The organism is Clostridioides sp. ZZV14-6154 (assembly GCF_020657785.1).
Classification (GTDB): Bacteria; Bacillota; Clostridia; order Peptostreptococcales; family Peptostreptococcaceae; genus Clostridioides.
On sequence record NZ_JAGWCY010000008.1, the window covers coordinates 1 to 18,080 of the forward strand.

The 18,080-nt window shown below is 29.2% G+C and carries 18 protein-coding genes and 2 riboswitches; of the genes, 16 read left to right on the plus strand and 2 right to left on the minus strand.

Features of this window, described 5'->3' with window-relative positions:
• On the minus strand, positions 1-96 hold a 96-nt coding region (locus KGF45_RS14720; protein WP_413926561.1), incomplete at its 3' end, for a helix-turn-helix domain-containing protein.
• A gap of 110 nt (positions 97-206) precedes the next feature.
• Positions 207-1,532: a hypothetical protein gene (locus KGF45_RS14725; RefSeq protein WP_227838972.1), complete on the minus strand. Its 1,326-nt coding sequence runs from the start codon at positions 1,530-1,532 to the stop codon at positions 207-209.
• A 146-nt stretch (positions 1,533-1,678) separates the two neighbouring features.
• Here KGF45_RS14725 and KGF45_RS14730 point away from each other — a divergent pair, with 146 nt between their 5' ends.
• From KGF45_RS14730 to KGF45_RS14805, 16 genes are all read left to right on the plus strand, one after another.
• The gene (locus KGF45_RS14730) at positions 1,679-2,488 is read left to right on the plus strand and encodes a glucose PTS transporter subunit EIIB (protein ID WP_227842807.1); all 810 of its coding nucleotides are present in this window, start codon (positions 1,679-1,681) and stop codon (positions 2,486-2,488) included.
• A gap of 279 nt (positions 2,489-2,767) precedes the next feature.
• Entirely contained in the window at positions 2,768-3,502 is a 735-nt protein-coding gene (locus KGF45_RS14735; RefSeq protein ID WP_227842808.1) for an enolase N-terminal-like fold-containing protein, read from the plus strand.
• 4 nt (positions 3,503-3,506) lie between these two features.
• Positions 3,507-4,517, plus strand: coding sequence for a FecCD family ABC transporter permease (locus KGF45_RS14740; RefSeq protein WP_413926595.1), 1,011 nt, complete (start codon positions 3,507-3,509; stop codon positions 4,515-4,517).
• A gap of 1 nt (position 4,518) precedes the next feature.
• The gene (locus tag KGF45_RS14745; RefSeq protein WP_227842809.1) at positions 4,519-5,298 is read left to right on the plus strand and encodes an ABC transporter ATP-binding protein; all 780 of its coding nucleotides are present in this window, start codon (positions 4,519-4,521) and stop codon (positions 5,296-5,298) included.
• A 19-nt stretch (positions 5,299-5,317) separates the two neighbouring features.
• Positions 5,318-6,406 carry an ABC transporter substrate-binding protein gene (locus KGF45_RS14750; RefSeq protein WP_227842810.1) on the plus strand — a complete coding sequence of 363 codons (1,089 nt, stop codon included), beginning with the start codon at positions 5,318-5,320 and terminating at the stop codon, positions 6,404-6,406.
• Between the two features lie 118 nt (positions 6,407-6,524).
• Complete coding sequence (locus KGF45_RS14755; protein ID WP_227433850.1) at positions 6,525-7,220, plus strand: GTP-binding protein; 696 nt, start codon at positions 6,525-6,527, stop codon at positions 7,218-7,220.
• A complete protein-coding gene (locus KGF45_RS14760) occupies positions 7,210-8,265 on the plus strand; it encodes an ATP-binding cassette domain-containing protein (RefSeq protein WP_227830083.1) in 1,056 nt (351 codons plus the stop codon). Before KGF45_RS14755 ends, KGF45_RS14760 begins: the two co-directional genes overlap by 11 nt.
• Positions 8,249-9,016, plus strand: a complete 768-nt coding sequence (locus KGF45_RS14765) for a Rossmann-like domain-containing protein (protein WP_227830082.1) — start codon at positions 8,249-8,251, stop codon at positions 9,014-9,016. The genes KGF45_RS14760 and KGF45_RS14765 overlap by 17 nt, the downstream gene beginning before the upstream one ends.
• 2 nt (positions 9,017-9,018) lie before the next feature.
• Positions 9,019-9,717 carry a methyltransferase gene (locus tag KGF45_RS14770; protein WP_227830081.1) on the plus strand — a complete coding sequence of 233 codons (699 nt, stop codon included), beginning with the start codon at positions 9,019-9,021 and terminating at the stop codon, positions 9,715-9,717.
• Between the two features lie 209 nt (positions 9,718-9,926).
• A riboswitch (cobalamin riboswitch) is annotated at positions 9,927-10,064 on the plus strand.
• Positions 10,065-10,225: 161 nt separating this feature from the next.
• Entirely contained in the window at positions 10,226-11,806 is a 1,581-nt protein-coding gene (locus KGF45_RS14775) for an ABC transporter substrate-binding protein (RefSeq protein WP_227842811.1), read from the plus strand.
• Positions 11,806-12,753 (plus strand): ABC transporter permease, encoded by a 948-nt coding sequence (locus tag KGF45_RS20505; protein ID WP_227830079.1) that lies wholly within the window; start codon positions 11,806-11,808, stop codon positions 12,751-12,753. Before KGF45_RS14775 ends, KGF45_RS20505 begins: the two co-directional genes overlap by 1 nt.
• A 1-nt stretch (position 12,754) precedes the next feature.
• Entirely contained in the window at positions 12,755-13,591 is an 837-nt protein-coding gene (locus KGF45_RS14785; protein ID WP_227830078.1) for an ABC transporter permease, read from the plus strand.
• Positions 13,592-13,604: 13 nt separating this feature from the next.
• Positions 13,605-14,555, plus strand: coding sequence for an ABC transporter ATP-binding protein (locus KGF45_RS14790; RefSeq protein WP_227842812.1), 951 nt, complete (start codon positions 13,605-13,607; stop codon positions 14,553-14,555).
• Entirely contained in the window at positions 14,539-15,303 is a 765-nt protein-coding gene (locus KGF45_RS14795; RefSeq protein WP_227830076.1) for an ATP-binding cassette domain-containing protein, read from the plus strand. The genes KGF45_RS14790 and KGF45_RS14795 overlap by 17 nt, the downstream gene beginning before the upstream one ends.
• 112 nt (positions 15,304-15,415) lie before the next feature.
• On the plus strand, positions 15,416-16,237 hold the full coding sequence (locus tag KGF45_RS14800; RefSeq protein ID WP_227842813.1) for a class I SAM-dependent methyltransferase: 822 nt from the start codon (positions 15,416-15,418) through the stop codon (positions 16,235-16,237).
• A gap of 119 nt (positions 16,238-16,356) precedes the next feature.
• Positions 16,357-16,536: riboswitch (Lysine riboswitch) on the plus strand.
• 147 nt (positions 16,537-16,683) lie between these two features.
• Positions 16,684-18,075 (plus strand): YfcC family protein, encoded by a 1,392-nt coding sequence (locus KGF45_RS14805; protein WP_227433860.1) that lies wholly within the window; start codon positions 16,684-16,686, stop codon positions 18,073-18,075.
• The last annotated feature ends 5 nt before the right edge of the window (positions 18,076-18,080 follow it).

Genomic DNA, 18,080 nt, shown 5'->3' on the forward strand with positions numbered 1-18,080 from the left:
ATACACAAATCTTGAACATCCAAAAGATTTTTCTATTATTTCTTTTTGAGTTTGATTTGGATATATTCTAAACTTAAAAGCTTTCATCTGTATCATTTCTTCACCTCCTTTTAATTTATATTACAGGTTTACATCTCCACCATACTTACGTTGAGGATGGAGTATTTCGCCTATCTTTGATAAAATGTTTTTATGTACTCTAGATTTTAATGTTTATTTTCTGATATAAATAATTTGTATACCCTCTCAGGTCTACCTTTTGTTGAGTTTTGTTTTTCGTATAATATAGTAGCATTTCCAGACTTTAGGAGACTACTTAAAAATCTATTGGCAGTTCTTACTGTTACATTTAAACATGAAGATAATTCCTTGGGAGTAACTTCATCTCTTTGTAGAATTTCAGTAACAGATATAATCTTTTGAATAGTAAGAGTAGATAATTTAGAATTTTTGGCAATTGTATTTATGTGTGGAGTTACTTTATTTGAAACAGTAAGTAATTTATCACATAATAAAGGTCCTATTGTCTCATAACTTTCATTAACTAAGAAACTGTAGTTTAAATGATTTATTTTAGATTCCTTATTAGCACTTATGGCGTTAGACATAGCTTGTTTTATATCATTACCAATTCCATACCCAACACATACTTTAAACTCTATACTATTTTCAATAAATTCTTTTATATAACATGTAGTAAAATTTTTGGTTAATGATTTAATAGTGTCGCATTTAGTAAAAATTTTAAAAGAACTACTATTTTTTTCAATTATAAAATCAGTTAATTTGTCTTTTTTTACAGTATTCAATATTTTATAAATTTTATCTATAGTATAATCATCATAGTTTGTATCTTTAGCTGTTATATATATTACACTAGGTTGGTTTACCTTCATTCTATGCAGATGAATGTCCTTTATTAATTCATTAAAAGTACTTTTTAATAAGTTTATGTCAGGATATATAAAATGAAAATTTACTCCTGCATCTTGTAACATAGGAACAATACTACTAAAACGAGTAGTAGAAAAATCAATTTTACCTTCATCCCATAACTTAATATGTTTTTTTGCAATATTTTTTTCAAGTTCTGCTATATCAGATAAACTCATTTTGGATGCATTTTCATTAATACTATACATTAAATCTCCAAAAGTACCATTTGATAAATAATATGATATGTCTTTTGGATTATCTGCCCAGTCCATTAGGTCAAAGTATGCTCTAGAAAAATCTAATGTATTGTATTTAAAAATAAGTTTTAGAAACGTATCATAATAACTTTGTAAATCAGTACCAAAATCAACTAAAGGTTTTTTTATAGTACCAGCTTTTTTTGTAATAGCTTCCTTAGGGATAGGGCCACTAACTGCAAATCCATCAAACTTATCTTCGATTTCTAGATACAAATCTCCAACATGAGAAAAATCTTTATAAATATATATTTCAATTTCTGCATTAATATTTAACCTTTTTATAGAGTTCTCTACAAACTCCTTTAAGAATTCAGTTGTTATGATTGCTATTTTCATAGACTACTTCCTTTTCAATTAGTATAATTATTTCATATTAGGTATTACTTTTTCTAGCTCTGATAAAACAATCTCTCTTTGTATTATTATATATAATAATATCATGACAAAATATTTATTGTCTAACTAATTATAATCTATTCAAAATGAATGATAAATTACAAGTACTTTCTGGAGCAATGATGATTCCTGTTATATTACTTGTTGTAGCAGGGGTATTTATAGGATTAGGGTCAGTTTTTGCAAATGTGGAAAACGTTTTTGTCTTAGGGTTTAATGGAAGTATATTGATACCAGCAATAGTAACAGCCATGTTGGTAGGGGTAACAGAACCAATAGAGTATACATTCTTATTTGTTGCACCATTATTGTACTTTGTAGTATATGTATCGCTAGCAGGATTAACATATGTATTTACAGAAATGTTTAATGTTTCTATAATGGGAGAATCATTTAGAAATATGTTTCCTAACTTGTTACAATCTCAAAAAGTGGGTACATTACCTTTATTATTTTTAATACCAATATTCTTTATAGTTACTTATGTAATATTCAAATGGGCAATTAAGAAGTTTGATATAAAGACACCAGGAAGAAGTTCAGAAGAAGTTAAGCTTTATAGTAAGAAAGAATACAGAGAAAGACAATCAGTAGATAATGTTAAAGCAGTAAATAATGGTGCAGTAGAAGATACAGTAGAAGACAAAGATACAGAACTTGTACATTCTATAATAGAAGGTCTAGGAGGAAGTGGTAATATAAAAAATATTACAAACTGTGCAACTAGGCTTAGAGTAGAGTTAAACTCAATAGATGGATTCTATGAAGATGGTTTCTGGGTAAATGATTTAGGTGCAAGTGGAGTAGTTAGAAAGAAAAATTCAGTTCAAGTTATATTTGGGCCAAGAGTTATCACAATAGCAGCAAAAGTTAAAGCTGTATTAGGTGTAGATTAATGAGTATAAAGCCGTGCAAATTAGATTAGTTTGCATGGCTTTTTTAGTTTCAAGAGTATTATAGTTATTTTGAATTTATGGAAAACTTGTGCATAATAGCCATATCTACTAAATAAACTGATGACTTTAAAATAGGACTGTTAAATTAAGAAATACGGAAGTATGAAAAATGAAACATAATAAAACATAACAAAACATAACTAAAATTGTAAAAAAATATAAAATATTATAGCTAAATAGTATAAAACATAATATAATTACTTTGAAGGGGGTGACAAAATGTGGGAATTTTATAATAATTTAATAGATAAAGTACCAGAAAACATAAGAGTAAAAGATTTTGTTATAGGTTCAGAGTTTGCTATGGTAATAACAGATTATGGAGCAGGTATTAGTCATTTATTATGTGATAAAAGATTTTCTTTTGAAAACGATATAAAAATAAATATGTCTTTAAAAGATTTATGCAGGTCAATTAAGTCTTGGAATTTTATAGAGGCTAGTTTAGGATTAGCAGCAATAAATTCTTATTATAATCAGAATATTTGCACTAAACCATCAAAAGTAGAGAAAATTAATCATCATTTTATTTCCATGATTGATGATTCATCAAAAAAAATAGCAGTAGTAGAGGGAAATCTTAAAAATAAAAATAAAATTAAATTTAGATATGATATGGATTTTTTCAATAGAAAAATAGAAGAAGGTGATTACAACATATCAGCATATGGATATTTAGTAGAAAACTATGATAGTACATATTTAGGTGGAGACTTAATTATTAATAAACATTTAATAAAAATAGCCAATGATTCACTTAATAAAGAAAGCGTAATTTGTGATATATCGACACCTATATCTTCAGCTTTTAAAAAAATAGGTATAAAAAATATAGGTGGATTTGTTGTAGAGGATATAGACAAATGTTTTAATTTAGTAAAAATAAGTGCACCTTATGAGGATATTGAAAAGACAGGTAAAATGATGAAAATAGTAGGGGCAGAAAGGGATTAAATAAGTGAGTAAGAGTGTAAGAAGTAATAAATTAATTATGCTTTGTTTAGTTATTATATTGATTGTATTGATATTAGTATCGTTAGCACTTGGAAAATATCCAGTAGAGCCTCATCAAGTATTTGGAATTTTAGTTTCAAAAATATGCAATATAGATAAGTTTTGGACAGATAGCATGGAAACTATATTTTTAAATGTTAGATTGCCAAGAATAGCACTTGCATGTTTAGTAGGTGGGGCATTGGCAGCTGCAGGAGCATCATATCAATATATTTTTTTAAATCCTATGGCATCACCAGATATACTAGGGGCATCATCAGGAGCAGCATTTGGAGCAGCTTTAGCGCTATTTCTTTATAAAAGCGGTAGAGAGGTTACTGTTAGTGCATTCATTTTTAGTTTAATTACTGTAATTTTAGTTTATTTGATAAGTGAAAGAACAAAGGGAAGTAAGGTGTTAGGCTTAATTTTATCTGGTATTATGGTAAGTTCATTATTTTCTTCAGGTACATCTTTTATAAAACTTGTAGCAGACCCTAATGACCAGTTACCTGCAATTACATATTGGTTGATGGGGAGTTTATCAGGAGCTAAAATATCTGATATAAAATTTGCGATTATTCCTATGTTAATAGGTATAGTACCTCTAATACTTATTAGCTGGCAAATAAACATATTGACTGTAGGAGAAGATGAGGCAAGAACAATGGGGATAAATACAAAGCGTATAAGATTCATTACTATTATATGTGCTACACTTTTAACTTCTGCAAGTGTTGCTGTAAGTGGAATGATAGGTTGGGTTGGTCTTGTAATACCACATTTATCTAGAAGATTAGTTGGAAATAATTTTGTTTATTTATTGCCAACATCAGCTATGTTTGGAGCATCGTTTTTGTTGTTAGTTGATAATGTATCTAGAAATTTATGGACTAGTGAGATACCTATAGGTATATTAACATCATTTATTGGTGTACCATTTTTCATATATCTGATTACGAAAAGGGGGGATTAATATGATTTTAGAAGTTAAAGATCTCAGTTATTTTTATAAAGATCAAAATGTACTTAATCAAATATCCTTTAATGTTGAAGGTAGTCAGTTACTATGTATATTAGGACCTAATGGTGCAGGGAAAAGTACTATGTTTAAGTGTATACTTCAGTTATTAAAAGGATATAAAGGTGAAGTATTATTGGATGGAAAAAACTTGAAGGATTATAAAATTAAGAATCTAGCAAGAAAAATAGCTTATATCCCTCAGTCTCATAATCCTGTGTTTAGTTATTCCGTTGTTGAAATGGTATTGATGGGAACAACATCACAAATTTCACCTATGTCTAAACCTACTAAAAAACAAATGGAAATAGTTGAAGAATCTTTAGACAAAATAGGAATTTCCTATTTAAAAGATAGGAGTTTTGTAAATTTAAGTGGAGGAGAAAGACAATTAGTACTTATTGCGAGAGCTTTAGCTCAAAACGCAAAGATACTTATTATGGACGAGCCGACCTCTGATTTAGATTATGGTAATCAAATCAGAGTATTAAATACAGTAAAAGAATTAACGAGGGATGGATATATAATAATTCAGTCAACACACAATCCAGACCAGGCTTTTTTGTATGCAGACAAGGTTTTAGCTTTATACAATCATGAAATATTAGCTTTTGGTGTGCCTAAGTACATAATTAATTCTGGTCTAATTAAAAAATTATATAATGTAGATGTAGAATTAAACAGTTTATATGATGACAAAATCAGAGTCTGCATACCAAAAAGTGTAACTATATAATTTACTTAAGGGGGATAAAATGAAAAAGAAATTATTATCATTGTTATTGGTACTAACTTTAGCAATAACATCTTTAGTTGGATGTACATCATCAAATGATGATGTTAAAGGTGAAAAAGAGGATAAAAACGCATCTAAAACAATAATGTTTACTGATTCAGTAGGTAGAAAGGTTGAGATTCCAGCAAATATTGAAAAAATAGCACCTTCAGGAAGTTTAGCACAAATCGTACTATTTTCAGTGGCACCAGATAAGTTAGTTGGATTATCAGGAGATTGGACAGATGATTCAAAAGACTATGTGGATAAAAAGTATACTAGTCTTCCTGTTTTTGGTCAATTTTATGGTAAGGGAGATTTAAATATGGAAGCCCTTGCAGCAGCAGAACCACAAGTAATTATTGATATAGGTGAGAAGAAAGGTAGCATGAAAGAAGATTTAGATTCTATACAAGAACAAACAGGTATACCAACTATATTTATAGAAGCTACAACTGCTAATATGTCAGAATGCTACACTAAGCTAGGAAAAATTTTAAATGTAGAAGATAATGCAAAAGTATTAGCTGATTACTGTAAAACTACTTATGATACAACTGTAGAAACGATGAATAAAATAGGTGATAAGAATAAAGTAAACCTTGCTTATTGCTTAGGAGATACAGGAACAAATGTAATCGCAGAAGGGTCTTTCCACTCTGAAATTATTAATATACTTGCAAATAATGTTGCAAAGCTTGATGACCCATCAAGTAAAGGCAATGGAAATGAAGTATCATTAGAACAATTATACTTATGGAATCCAGATGTAATAGTGTTTGCACCACAGAGTATATATAGTAAAGTAGGAAGTCAGGCTGAATGGCAAAAAATAAGTGCTATATCTAGTAATAAACACTATGAAGCACCAAGCACTCCATATAATTGGATGGGATTCCCTCCATCTGTAAATAGATATATGGGTATGATTTGGTTATCTGAAATACTTTATCCAGAGCATTTTAATTATGATTTAAAAGAAAAAACAAAAGAATTTTATAAGTTATTTTATCATGTTGATTTAAGTGATGGACAATATAGCAAATTAACTAAAAACGCTATTAAATAGTATATAGATATAAAGTTATTAAATAATGTATAGACATAAAGTTAATAAATAATATATAGACGTAAATTAGAAGAAAGTAGGATTTTACCTACTTTCTTTCATAAAAAGGGGAATTGATATGAAACTAATTACAGTAGCAGGGCCACCATCATCCGGAAAAACATCTGTTATTCTTCATCTAATTAAAGCTATGGAGGCAGAAGAAAATAAGGTTGGAGTAGTAAAGTTTGACTGCCTTACATCTTTTGACCAGATTAGATATGAAGAGAATAATATACCTGTTCAAATTGGACTTTCTGGTAAAATTTGTCCAGACCATTTTTTTATAAGTAATATTGAAGATGCACTTTATTGGTCTAAAAAATTAAACTTAGATATTTTAATTACTGAAAGTGCAGGGCTTTGTAATCGTTGCTCACCATATATAAAAACTATACCAGCAGTTTGTGTAATAGATAATTTATCAGGGATAAATACACCTAGAAAAATAGGACCAATGCTAAAATATGCTGATATTGTTGTAATTACAAAAGGAGATATAGTATCACAAGCAGAAAGGGAGGTATTTTCCTTTAATGTACGTCAAGTAAATTCAAAAGCTAAGATAATATTTATAAATGGAATCACAGGACAAGGAGTGTTTTTACTTAAGAAATATTTAAGTGATATAAAAGAAATAACTACGCTTAGAGAAAAGCAATTACGTTTTACAACACCAGCATCAGTGTGTTCTTACTGTACTGGAGAGACTAGAATTGGAGAATCTTATCAAATGGGAATGATAAAGAAAATGGAGTTTGACTATGAAATATGATAATTATGAAAATTTACTAAACATGTCTATAGAAGAGATAAAAGAAAGCTATTCTATGGCCTTTGATTTTTTCTTAAATTATAATCTAAGTAATATAGATGACTCAATTGCTTTTAATAATTTAATAGAATCTTTAGATGAGGAATTTTATATAACTTTTGGTATAGAAAAAGAAGAATTATATATTAAATTGGTGGAGTTTTTAAAAGAATTTGACCAAGATGAAGAGAGCTTAAATATAGAAAGTATTACTATTAATGGTGGGTACAATAAGCTAAAAGAAAAAGAAGCTATTTCGCTGAAAATAAAGGCTGGAGAAATTATAAGTATTGTTGGACCTACAGGCTCAGGAAAAAGTAGACTGCTAGAGGATATTGAATGTTTAGCCCAGAGAGACACTCCTACTAACAGACAAATATTAATAAATGAAAGTGTTCCAAGTGATGAAACTCGTTTTGTTATGGATGGAAAGTTAGTAGCTCAACTTTCACAAAATATGAATTTTGTAATGGATTTAACAGTAGAAGAATTTTTACAAATGCACTCTAAAAGTCGTTTCTGTAAAAATCAAGATGACATAGTAAAAAAATGCTTTTATTGTGCTAATAAACTAGCTGGAGAAAAATTTGAATTAACCACAAAAATAACTCAATTATCGGGAGGTCAATCAAGAGCTCTTATGATATCGGATACTGCATATATGAGTTCTTCACCGATAGTTTTAATTGATGAAATTGAAAATGCAGGTATAGATAGAAAAGAAGCTCTAAGACTATTATCTAAAAAGGAAAAAATAATTTTGATTTCAACACATGACCCTATATTAGCTTTAAATGCTGATAAAAGAATAGTTATTAAAAATGGTGGAATTTCAAAGGTAATATCTACGACAGATGAAGAAATAGAAAGTATTAAATACATAGAAAGCTTAGATAATATTTTACTAGATATTAGGCACAAGGTTAGAAAAGGTGAAGTCTTAAATAGAAAAGAAATAAAAAGTATTGTACAGGAGGAGGTAACTGGCTTTGTGGGAAATTTATGATGATTTAATAGAAGGAATTCCTAAGGATATAATCGTTGAAGATATAGCTGTTGGGCAACATAATATTTTAGTAAGAAGTAGTGTAGGTAGTGGTATCGGTTTTGTATATAATGAAGATGGGCGTCCTCCAGAGTTCGTAAAATCTTTTAAAGGAAAATCTTTACATGAAATAGCTGGATGTATTAAGTCTTGGAATATCACAGAATCAGGAATTGGCTTAGCTGCAATAAATTCTTATTATAATTCTGTAAAAATTTCAAAAGAAAATAATATAAAGTTAAATGAAAACAATTTTATAGAAGATAGAATTAATGACCCTTTTATTTCATACCAAAATATGATAAGGGGGAAAAAGGTAGCGGTTATAGGTCATTTTCACTATTTAGAACAACTATTTGCACCTGTGTGTGATTTATCCATAATAGAAAGTGAAGATATATATGGTGATTATCCAGAGACTTCAGCACCATATATCTTACCTGAACAGGACTTTGTAGTTATATCTTGTTACACATTAAGTACAAAAACTTTTCCTTGGTATTTAGAATTAAGTAAAAATGCTTATGTGGTATTGGTAGGTCCAGCAACTCCAATGGCACCTATATTATTTAAGTATGGAGTAAATGATTTATCAGGATTTGTAATTAAAGAACATGATAAAGTAATGAGCATAATAAGTGGAAATGAGAGAAACAGTATGTTTTACAGTACAGGTCAGAAAGTAAATTTAAAAGATAGTGGGGAAATTTAAGTATGAGAATGAATTGGAATGATACTACAATAAAATCTTTTGTTGATGCAAGTGAATATACTGGTTTTCACAAGATATTAGCTAAAGAAATAATTCCATACATCAAAGATAGCCAAACTTTTTGTGATGTAGGTTGTGGATTAGGTTTAATAGATATGTATTTAAGCGAAGAACTAAAAGATATAACTTGTATTGATATAAACCAAAATGCTATAAATTACTTAGAAAAATCAATAAAAGACAATAATATAAACAATATTAGATATATGGTCAAAGATTTTAAAGAGATAAATACAAGATTTGATACTATATTAATTTCATTTTTTTCATATGAGAATATAGAATTTTTTACTGAACACTGTGATAGATTAATTGCAATTGTTAATGATAAATCCAAAACTCATATTCCAGTATCTAAGAAAAGAATGGACATGGTAGAAAGACATAGTTCAAAAAATTTAAAATCATTATTAGATGAAAAGAAACTTAAATATGAATTAATACCATTAAGTCTTGAATTTGGACAGACATTTACCTGTAAAGATGATATAGTCAGGTATGCTAAGTCTTATGATGAAGGCGGAGAGTATGAAACTATATACAATCATATTATGAAAAATGTAGTTAAAGGAGATAAAGTAGCTTATTACCTTCCGTATGAAAAAAATATATCTGTTTTTATAATAGACTTTAATAGATAGATAATTGTAAATTTTAATTTAAATATTTATATTTCATAATAAAGCTTAGACACTTAGTTTGTAACATATACAACTAGTAAATATAAATACTAAATTAAAAGTAGTATTTTTATCAGATGAATTACTATATATTTATAATTTTGCATATAGTGCTATATTTTGATTTAAGTTGACAATTTATATAAGATTGCATACAATTAAACTAAGAATTGAATAAACGTATTTAAAGAGTAGGGAAGTTGGTGAAAATCCAACACGAACCCATCACTGTAAGCATGGATAAATTCTACATAGCCAACAGATGTTATTTAGAAAGGCTGAGAAAATGAAATGTAAGTCAGATACCTACATTAAATATTAGTAAATAAATTTAGAGGGGAGCAACTAGATTTATTGTTTTGTATATGGAATTTAGAATTTAAAGTATACATATTAAAATGGGATGTTATAGCATTATTTGCTATAACTTTTTTTATGCTCATATTTCTAAATAAGGGGGAAATGTATCATGAGGAAGATTTCAAAAGGGAAGTTGAGTAGTATAATTTTAGCAGTTATGCTGATGTTATCATTGCTAACAGGGTGTAGTAAACCAGAGGAAAATAATGATGTTAGTAAGATGAATAATGAAAAGGAAGTAGTTTTAGCAGCAGCTAGGGATTTGGCACCAGGTGAACAAGATGCTTATTACACAAGTTCTATACTTTATGTTTGGGAACCGCTAATAGGATTGGGTGATGATGGAAAACCAAAGGCAGAACTTGCAGAAAAGTGGTCAAATTCAGATGATTATAAAGAATGGACATTTACAATAAAGAAGGGTGTAAAATTTCATGATGGTGTAGATTTGAATGCAGATTCAGTAGTAAAAAACTTTGAACGTTATATGAATATGAAAACAAAATCCTCACCTTTTTATTCGTTTGATATAGAAAAGACATATCCTAATTTACTAAGTGTGGATAAAGTTTCTGACTATGAAGTTAAACTTACTTTTAGTAAACCAATATCAACTTTAATATACAACATGGCTAGATTTGGAAGTGCTATGTATAGTCCAGAGTGTTTTGATATAAAAACGGGAGATTTTACTAAATATGCACAAGGAACTGGTCCATTTAAGATAAAAGAAAGAGAAAAAGAACAATTTGTTTTGTTAGAGAGAAATCAAGACTATTATGGAGATAAAAGTAAAGTTAAAAATGTAAGAGTAAATGTAATTAAAGATGCACAAACTCGTTACACAGCACTTAAATCAGAGGAAATTATGGGTGTTATGGATTTAGGGGCTATTACTCCAGAGTTAGCTAGTGAGCTAATAAAGGATGAAAACTTTGAGATTAAAACATCTCCATCAACAATAACTCAATTTGTATCTACAAACGGTACTAGGGCACCATTTAATAATGTTAAGATAAAAGAAGCACTAAGTTTGTTGTTGGATAGAGAAACTATAGTAAATAAATTTTATGGAGGATATGGAACTCCCACTATGAATATATTGAATCAAGGTTCTCCTTTTGCTAAGGAAATTAAACCTGTTTATGATGCAGAAAAAGCAAAAAAAATCATAAAGGATGAGTTAAAAGGGGAAACAAAAGAGTTAGAGTTTATAATACCATCTTATGGTGTAGACCGTTATCCATACAAAACTGTAGCAGAGTATATACAATCTGTATTAAGTGAAGTTGGATTAAACTCTAAAATAACTATACTTGATGGAGCAGCTTTTAAGGAAGCACAAAAAACAGGAAATTATGATATAGCACTTCACACTCAAGGGCTTCCAAATGCAGAACCATTTTCTATATTTGATAGTTATATGAGAAGCACAGGGTCAAGTAATATAGCTTATTCATTGGGCTATAAAAATGAAAGAGCAGATGAATTAATAGGTCAATTAGAAAAAACAATGGACTTAGATGAAAGAAGTAAAATATATAATGAACTTCAAGATATATCAGCAGAACATCCATCAGCTATACCATTATTTGAAGATGTTAACTTAATTGCCTATAATAAAAAAATAACTGGGTACAAACCTACATTATATGGAACTACATTAGCAAATATGGAGTGGAGTAAGTAGTGAAAACACCATTTAAATATTTAATTAGAAGGATATTGATGACTATCCCTATTTTGATAGGAATAACTTTTCTAGGATTTATATTAGGGGTTATAGCACCTGGTGACCCAGCGGTTGAATATTTAAGCATGGATGGTATTTCTGCTCCTACAGATGAAGAAATAGAAAGAGTTAGAGAAGAATTAGGGTTAAATGATAATATTATAGTTCAGTATATTAATTGGACTAAAAAAGCTATGACTGGAGATTTAGGACTTTCCTATATCAAAAAGACATCTATCACAGAAGAGATATTAAGAAGGTTACCAATAACCTTCTCTTTATCTTTAATGGCTATGTTTTTTGTTATAGTGTTATCTATACCACTAGCTATAATCATGGCTTTAAAAAAGGATTCAACGATAGATAAGATTGGCACTTTTGTATCATTGCTTCTGACATCTATTCCAGGGTTTTGGTTAGCTATTATCATGTTAAGTATATTTTGTGAGAATCTTAGATGGCTACCTACAAGTGGGTATGGTACAATTAAACATTTAATAATGCCTGGATTTGTTTTAGCAGCTGGAACTATAGGAACTGTAGCAAGGCTAAATAGAGCAACTTTAATAGAAAGTATAGGACAAAACTATATAACAGTGGCAAAAGCTAAGGGCCTGCCAAATAAAATAGTTATTTTTAAGTATGCTTTTTTAAATTCATTAATGCCTATTGTAACTGTTCTGGGAAATTATTTTGGTGCTATTTTAGGAGGCTCCACAGTGGTTGAGGTTATTTTTAGTATTCCAGGTATGGGAAGCTATGTAATACAAGGAATAATGAGTAGGGATTATCCAGTAGTGCAAGGATATGTGCTATTTACAGGGATTATATTTATAGTGTTTAATTTAATTGTAGATATATGTTACCTATTTCTTAATCCTAAAATGAGGGTTGGAGGTAAATAATATGGATAAATTTAAAGAAATGTTATTTATACATAAACTAGCTTTTTTAGTGCTAATAATTATGATACTTGTTGCAATGTTTGCACCAGAGTTAGCTCCATATGACCCTAATCAAGTACAAATGGAGGATAGGTTAATGGGGATTTCTAGAGAGCATATACTTGGAACAGATACTCTAGGTAGAGATATTCTAAGTAGAATATTATATGGAGCCAGAGTATCCATATCTTTAGCTTTTTTAGCAAGCCTATTAACAATGCTATTTGGTAGTTTTGTAGGTATAATAGCAGGATATTGTGGTGGTATAGTAGATACGATAATCCAGTCTATTGTAAATATATTTCAAGGTCTTCCCAGTCTTAGCTTTATGATTGCTCTTGCTGGAGTTCTTGGACCAGGTATAAAAAGTTTATTAATTGCAATAGTATTTACTTCCTGGGCTGGTTTTTCAAGAGTAGTTAGAGGAGAGGTATTAAAGGTAAAAGAAGAAAAATATGTTGAAGGTGCAAGAGCATTAGGTGCTAGTCATCTTTATATAATTTTGCACTATATAATTCCAAACATATTTGCTCCTTTTATAGTACTATTTACAATAAGGATAGGAAAAAGTGTACTTTCTATGGCATCGTTAAGTTTTTTAGGTCTAGGAATACAACCTCCACAAGCCGATTGGGGTGTTATGATAAATGATGCTAAGACTCATTTTAGAAGCTATCCAAATCTATTATTAGCACCTGGTTTTAGTATATTATTATTGTGTTGCAGTATAAATTTAATTGGAGATGCACTAAGGGATATGTTTGATGAAAAAAGCAACTCTTTAAGCCAATATCTTTAGAAGGAATAAAACTATGAATAGAGATATAAGTATAAAAGGTTTAAAAATTCATTTTAATACTAAAGAAGGAAAAGTAAAAGCTGTAGATGGAGTATCTAGAACCTTTCAAAGTGGTAGAATTACAGGAATTATTGGAGAAACTGGAAGTGGAAAATCGGTGCTAGGACTAGGAATTTTGAACCTTGTATCTAATAATTCAATTGTTTCAGGCAGTGTTTTATATGAAGAAAAAGATTTGCTAAAAATTAAAGAAAAGGAAATTAGAGAAATCAGAGGGAAAAAAATAGCGTTAATCCCCCAAAATCCATCAAGTTCTTTTAATCCAATATTGAAAATAGGAAGTCATATGAATGAACTTTTTTATTATCATGGAAAAGAGAAAAAGAATTCTTGCAAGAGTAAAAGTTTAGAGATATTAAAAAAATTCTTTTTCGCAAATAGTGAGTTGGTTTATAATTCGTATGGATTTCAGCTAAGTGGAGGTATGAGTCAAAGGGCATTGGCAGCTATAGGGACATCATTAAAACCTAACTGGATAATTGCAGATGAACCAACTAAAGGGTTGGATGCAATAATAAGAAAGCAAGTATATGAAGTATTTTATGATTTAAGAAATAATATGGGTGTTAGTATGATACTTATAACTCATGATTTAATGCTGGCTAAAAAGCTTTGTGATGAAGTTGTAGTTATGTATGCAGGTAAAATCATAGAAGAGGGTCCAAAAAATAGTATATTTAATAATCCACTACATCCTTATACAAGAGGTTTAATCGATTCACAGCCAAATGAAAAATTAATACCTATTGAAGGGATAGCACCAAGTTTAACAAACTTACCAAAAGGATGTAGATTTTCTCCAAGATGTAAGGTTGCAAAAAAAACATGTATTGATTATGAACCAAGACTATTTGATGTTAATGGTTCAAAGGTGAGGTGTTTTCTTTATGATAAAAGTTTGTAACCTTTATAAGGAGTTTAAAAGCGGAATAATCAATAAAAAGATAGTCAAGGCGGTAGATGATGTATCATTTGAAATAAAAGAAGGAAAAACATTAGGTCTTGTAGGAGAAAGTGGATGCGGAAAATCAACTTTATCAAGGCTTATTTTAAGACTTATTAAATCTGATGGAGGTAAAATTTATTTTAATGGTAGAGATATCAGTAATTATGATTTTTCTCAAATGAGGGATTTAAGAAAAGAGATGCAGATAATATTTCAACATCCAGATTCTGCCCTAAGCCCTAAAAAAACTATATATGGGAGCCTTGTGGAGCCATTAAAAATTCATAAACTCTACGAAAAGAATAAAGCAAGAGAATACATAATGGAATACTTAAGTTTTGTTGGGCTTAGTGAGGAAATTTTAAATAGATACCCACATCAAGTAAGTGGAGGACAAATACAAAGAGTTACTTTAGCTAGAGTCCTTTTATTAAATCCTAAATTTATGATATTGGATGAACCTACATCAATGCTAGATGTATCTGTGCAAGCTCAAGTTATACAGGTTTTGAAGAAAGCTCAAAAACAGTTTAATATAACCTATTTATTTATATCTCATGATATAGACTTGGTAAAAGAAGTTAGTGATGAGGTTGCGGTCATGTTAAATGGCAAGATAGTTGAAACTATAGAGGCTAAGGAATTGTATAAAAGTGCAAAGCATGCTTATACTAAAGAGCTTATTGAGAATTTCACTAATTTTTAAAATATAGTAATCAATTGTTTAGTCAATCAATTATTACATTAGTAAGAGTAGTTTTTTGAGTATAGAAAATTACAAATCTTGTCCCTAACACTTTTAGAAAGGAAGATTAAGCATGTGTTATAAAAATATAGATTTTGAGAAAAAATGGCATGAGTATATTGAAAGTAAAGAAGGATATGCAAGAGAAAGAGCTTTTGATGATGAAGCGGAAAGAATATTTTTCAAAAAATTATCTCATAAATATGATGATAATCCAACACTTTATGATTATTCAAAAGAAGTATTTGATTTTATAGATGAGTTAATAGATGAAGGAAAAAATCTTATAGAAATTGGTGTAGGTACTGGAAAATTTACTATACCACTTTCTAAGAAATGTAAAGGTGTAATTGCTAATGATTTTTCAATAGATATGCTTAATGTGCTTGAAGGAAAGATTAGTGAACATAATATAACTAATATAGACACAGTACAAGGGAAATGGGAAGAGATTAATGTTGGGCATAGTGATTATATTTTATCTGTGAATTCTCTTTATCGAATTTGGGATATTAAAGATGCTTTGAGTAAGATGGATAAGTTAGCTAGAGAAAAAGTGATTATAGTGAGAACTATTCAAAAACCATTATTTAATGATTTGTATATGGATTTAGGTGATAAAGATAGAACTTGTCCAGATTATATATATATTCCAAATATACTACATTCTTTAAATATATGTGCAGATATAAAATTTATTGATGTTGAAAATGAAATTGAATTCAATAGTATAGAGGATATACTTTTTAAAATGGAAACAGAATTAAATAAAAAGATTAACATTAGTGATATGTTAGATAAGTATATAGACAATATGATAGAAAAAAGAGAAAACAAATATATTTTTAAACATAAAACTAAAGTTGTAATTATATACTGGAATAGTATAAGTTAGATTTATTAATATTATCAAAGCATAGAAACTCTTCTGAAAATATTTACAATCTCGACACATTATGCTACAATTATTTAGAATAAATAAAATTTAATAAGAATTACCTCATCTAATAAAAAGATTGAGGTAGAGGTCGCATTTACTAAGATTAATATTGAAGAGGTTGGAAGCCAATGAAGCAATATAAAAGGAGTAAGTGCCGAAGTGCTAGTGTCCAAAGCTAGTGCTGGGGCTGTATTTAATAAGTACAGCACTGTCATCAAAATTATCCCGAATTTTGATGGAGAGCTATCTTAACTAAGATAAAGGGAAGGTGTAGGTATATTGTATTTAGCGCATTTAGCTCAACATGTATCCATGTTGAGCTTTTTTACATCTATACAAAATAGGATAGAAAAGGGAAGCAATAATAAAATATTTTAATTTAAAAAGTGGGGAGATTAAAAATGAGCAGTTTAAAAAAGAAAAAGTTTACTATGCCACAGACACTTACTATAATATTTTTACTAATAGTAGTAATGGCAGTTCTTACTTGGATAGTGCCAAGTGGAAATTTTGAAAGGGTAGATATAGACGGAAGATCGGTTGTTGTAGCTGGAACTTATGAAAAAGCAGCATCAAATCCACAGGGAATTACTGATGTATTTACAGCACCTATAAATGGATTTATAGATGCGGCTGAAGTAGTTGGATTTGTTTTGATAGTTGGAGGAGCTTTTGGAATAGTTAATAAAACAGGAGCTATAGAAGCTGTTATAGCTCATACTGTAAATAAAATGAAGAGATTCCAATTTTTAATAATACCTATATCAATGATTCTATTTGGATTAGGTGGAACAACATTTGGAATGAGTGAAGAAACACTACCTTTTTATATGATATTTATTCCACTCATGACCAGTATGGGATATGATTCATTAACAGCAGTAGCGACAGTATTTATAGGAGCAACAGCTGGATTTGGAGCAGCTACTACTAATCCTTTCTCTGTAGGAATAGCACAAGCATTGTCACAAATAACACCAGGTTCTGGGATAGAGTTGAGAGTTGTTATGTTTATAATATATATGGCTATATCTATAGGATTTGTTATGATGTATGCCAATAAAGTTAAAAAAGACCCTAAAAAGTCTTTAGTACATGGTATATCATTGAATCAAGAATCAATGGCTAATACTGATACAAACATAAAAGAATTTACAAAAAGAGAAGCTATGGTAATAGCAATTTTCACAATAGGTATGGCAATTATGATATATGGAGTTTTAAAGCTAGGATGGTACATAACTGAAATTGCAATGATATTTACAGCTATAGGTATAATATCAGGAATAGCATCAGGGCTTAAACAAGATGACATAGTCAATTCATTTATAAGTGGAGCAGGAGATTTAATGACAGCAGGGTTATGTATAGCATTTGCACGTGGAATAGTAATAATAGCAGAAAATGGATTTATAATAGATACAATTTTAAATTCTGCCGCAAATTTATTAAATGGACTTCCAAAAACTATATTTATAAATTTAACTTTCTTAATAGAAGGTTTAATAGCATTTTTTATACCATCAGCATCAGGACTTGCATCACTTACAATACCTGTACTTGCACCACTTGGAGACTTAGTAGATGTATCTAGACAAATGATAGTTACAGCTTATCAATTTGGTATAGGTGTAACTAATTTAATAACACCTACATCAGGTGTTTTAATGGGAGCACTAGCAGTAGCTAATATTCCTTGGTCAAAGTGGGTTAGATTTGTAATGCCTTTAATGGTAGTATTAACAATTACTGTAATGGTATTTTTAACAATAGGATTATTTGTTGGATTCTAATAGGA

Coding starts and splice junctions, on each gene's coding strand:
- KGF45_RS14745 (WP_227842809.1), top strand. CDS start 4,519: ATGATTTTAGAAGTTAAAGATCTCAGTTATTTTTATAAAGATCAAAAT.
- KGF45_RS14775 (WP_227842811.1), top strand. CDS start 10,226: ATGAGGAAGATTTCAAAAGGGAAGTTGAGTAGTATAATTTTAGCAGTT.
- KGF45_RS14785 (WP_227830078.1), top strand. CDS start 12,755: ATGGATAAATTTAAAGAAATGTTATTTATACATAAACTAGCTTTTTTA.
- KGF45_RS14770 (WP_227830081.1), top strand. CDS start 9,019: ATGAGAATGAATTGGAATGATACTACAATAAAATCTTTTGTTGATGCA.
- KGF45_RS14805 (WP_227433860.1), top strand. CDS start 16,684: ATGAGCAGTTTAAAAAAGAAAAAGTTTACTATGCCACAGACACTTACT.
- KGF45_RS14735 (WP_227842808.1), top strand. CDS start 2,768: ATGTGGGAATTTTATAATAATTTAATAGATAAAGTACCAGAAAACATA.
- KGF45_RS14795 (WP_227830076.1), top strand. CDS start 14,539: ATGATAAAAGTTTGTAACCTTTATAAGGAGTTTAAAAGCGGAATAATC.
- KGF45_RS14755 (WP_227433850.1), top strand. CDS start 6,525: ATGAAACTAATTACAGTAGCAGGGCCACCATCATCCGGAAAAACATCT.
- KGF45_RS14760 (WP_227830083.1), top strand. CDS start 7,210: ATGAAATATGATAATTATGAAAATTTACTAAACATGTCTATAGAAGAG.
- KGF45_RS14750 (WP_227842810.1), top strand. CDS start 5,318: ATGAAAAAGAAATTATTATCATTGTTATTGGTACTAACTTTAGCAATA.
- KGF45_RS14725 (WP_227838972.1), bottom strand. CDS start 1,532: ATGAAAATAGCAATCATAACAACTGAATTCTTAAAGGAGTTTGTAGAG.
- KGF45_RS14790 (WP_227842812.1), top strand. CDS start 13,605: ATGAATAGAGATATAAGTATAAAAGGTTTAAAAATTCATTTTAATACT.
- KGF45_RS14800 (WP_227842813.1), top strand. CDS start 15,416: ATGTGTTATAAAAATATAGATTTTGAGAAAAAATGGCATGAGTATATT.
- KGF45_RS14730 (WP_227842807.1), top strand. CDS start 1,679: ATGAATGATAAATTACAAGTACTTTCTGGAGCAATGATGATTCCTGTT.